Below are 2,731 nucleotides of genomic sequence, written 5' to 3'. Positions count from 1 at the left end.
CTTGTATGGATAATACACCCACCTTAATTATTCTTTTTATACCGATTTAGGGTAAGGTGAGGCCCAAGCTTTAGCTGCAACTAAAGCCTTCTTTTACAGTAGTTCGATTGATTGCAGGCTCCTCTATTGAGAGACCGATAACAAGAAAGAACGCTGTAAAAGACTCCAAGCACCACACTCGAATAGTCTACTGGGCCTCGAGCCCGCATTATGCAAGCAAGAGTTAGCTTATATGAATACTAAAACAAATCAAAGTATTAACATTGGTGTTGATACAGGTAAATTTCAGCTCGATATTTATATCCGTCCTTTAGATATCTTCTTCACTGTCTCTAACAATGAAAAAGGCATTAACGAAGCCATTAGCAAGATTAAAAAGCACCAGCCTGAGCGCATTATTATTGAAGCAACAGGTCGCCTTGAAATGCCATTCATTATGGCATGCGTTAAAGCAGGTTTACCTTTTGTCATTGCCAATCCAGTTCATGTAAAACGCTTTGCCGGGGCGATTGGTCAACGTGCAAAAACCGATAAACTCGATGCTAAGCTGATTGCCCATTATGGTGAAGCAATTAAACCGCCATTTTCTCAGCTAAAACCAGAGAATATGCAGCTTATGAGCGATTTAGTTGCGCGTAGGAATCAATTGCTCGTTATGCAAACAATGGAGAAAAGTCGACTCCAAATTTTGCCAAAAGAGCTCGCTACAACGATTAAACCTATCCTGACTGCATTTAAAAATCAGATAGCTAAAATAGAAAGTAAAATCGTCAAATTAATCGAGTCATGCCCTGAATATCAGACTAAAAATCATTTACTTCAAAGTATGAAAGGGATTGGGAAAATCGCTGCTGCATCCATCATTAGTAACCTACCTGAGCTCGGTTATATGACCAACAAACAAGCTTCTGCATTAGTCGGAGTTGCGCCAATAAACCGAGAAAGTGGTCGCTTTAAAGGGATGCGAAAAATACAAGGTGGGCGTCATCAAGTGAGGACAGTTTTATACATGGCCATGATGTCAGCAATACAATCTAACCCGGTTTTTAAAAGCCAATATCAAAAGTTGGTGGCTGCAGGAAAACCGAAGAAAGTAGCACTCATTGCCTGTGTTAGGAAGATGATTGTGATCTTAAATTCGATGCTCAGAGACGGGGTAATGTGGGAAGCGCCAAAAGTTTAAATTTAACTATTGACGCCATAGTCTCTTGTTAGTTAACAATTAAACCAACAATAATGAAAAAACACTTAACCAAATAAGTTGAATACCATATGAAATACGCTGATGGATACCCGGGTTACTTTGTGATTTTATAGCTTTAGCCATAGTGATAAGATAATAAACAGCACCGACAACAGTAACTACAGAAAACACACGAAAATAAAGTGGGATAATCTCAGTCGTAGGACTTATCGCAATTAATATTGGTGCGATAACTAACGAAAGTAACATTATGAAACCTGCCCATGAGTGTACTTTACAATTAAACGTTGGATTCTTCGTGAATGGATCGGCATCCATTGGGAAGTAACCTGCAATCCAAGTACCAACACCATGCGCTATAACCAGCCAACCAGAAACTTTAACTAAGATTGAAACGTCTGAAAGTTGTGCCAAATACCAACCGAAAAAACAAAATAGAAATCCAAGCGGATAATTATTAATTAAAGGAGACAATTTTTCAGTTGGGCTACCCGTTGCACCAAGTTCACTGCAAAATTGTTTAGAATGACTGTAACCTTCATAAAACCGGCCTGCCACATACACACCGATAAAGATCCAGATTGTTGCAATTAACCCTGAATAGACTGCAATATTTTCAAACATCACCAAAATCCTTTTATTAAACTAACGCCCCAGTACGCGGCGGTTAAATGCTTGGCTAAATTTGTGAAGCAAAGCAAAACTGGCCAAGCTTTAGCAGTCCCGTCACTTTATTGGTTTGTTATATTCTTTCAACATTTCGTCGAGAATTACAATTACTTCATCAATACTTGGTTCTTTTTTATCGTAAAGAACAACCGCGAAATTAAACGCCATTTCAACCTCATCTTTAGGAGGTAAAGGCATGCCATATTTTTTAGGAGCTATACGCTTATTGATGTACTGTATTTGTGCTTCTCTATTATCTGCTAGAGCAGCCAATAAATACCATCTTTCATATTCTTTTTTAATAGCTGAAATATACTCCTCATAGCCATCAGAAACACCAGATTCAACATCTTTACTCGAAACGATCCCACTATCTATTCCTGCCCATTTCGTTTTAGAGGTGTTAAATGCCAGTTCTACTGATCTAGCATAAGCCAACATTAAGTCAGAATTACCACCTTTCCGAACTACTTTTTTAAATAGTTCGAATTCTCTAGACGGTTTTAAAAAACTTCCAAAATCATGATCTAACTTTTCATACAAAATGGCGTCTTTGAACGACATGTGTAGTTCTGTTTTAACAACTCGAAAACAAGACTCTATAATTCTATTTGTTTCTTCTTTTTCAATAACTTTGTAGCAATTGGAAGAAGCAAGTGATTGAAATGCAAAGAGTGAAAACAGTCCTAATAAATAACGCATGGCTTCCCTAGAATATAGACATAATGACTCCCACACGGTGCTAGCCTCCGCATTTTCGTGGGTTAGCTTAAAGCCAGAGCCATAATTAGTTTGTTAAATAACTAAATAGCAGAGGCTAGCATGACTAAACATAACATACTTTTCATTGGCTTAGAT

Annotated in this window: 3 protein-coding genes; 1 reads left to right on the top strand and 2 read right to left on the bottom strand. The window is 37.8% G+C overall.

Annotated elements, in window-relative coordinates; all coding sequences use genetic code 11:
* Positions 1–232: 232 nt before the first annotated feature.
* Positions 233–1,183 carry an IS110 family transposase gene (locus ABYD77_RS18635; RefSeq protein ID WP_372771593.1) on the top strand — a complete coding sequence of 317 codons (951 nt, stop codon included), beginning with the start codon at positions 233–235 and terminating at the stop codon, positions 1,181–1,183.
* A 39-nt stretch (positions 1,184–1,222) separates the two neighbouring features.
* Here ABYD77_RS18635 and ABYD77_RS18630 read toward each other — a convergent pair whose 3' ends face one another.
* Positions 1,223–1,828 (bottom strand): DUF998 domain-containing protein, encoded by a 606-nt coding sequence (locus tag ABYD77_RS18630; protein ID WP_372771592.1) that lies wholly within the window; start codon positions 1,826–1,828, stop codon positions 1,223–1,225.
* Positions 1,829–1,930: 102 nt separating this feature from the next.
* Positions 1,931–2,575, bottom strand: a complete 645-nt coding sequence (locus tag ABYD77_RS18625; RefSeq protein WP_372771591.1) for a hypothetical protein — start codon at positions 2,573–2,575, stop codon at positions 1,931–1,933.
* Positions 2,576–2,731: the final 156 nt, after the last annotated feature.

The organism is Pseudoalteromonas sp. (genome assembly GCF_041629635.1).
Taxonomy (GTDB): Bacteria; Pseudomonadota; Gammaproteobacteria; order Enterobacterales; family Alteromonadaceae; genus Pseudoalteromonas.
The sequence above is the reverse complement of the archived record's forward strand: the minus strand, read 5'-3'. Positions and strand labels throughout refer to the sequence as shown.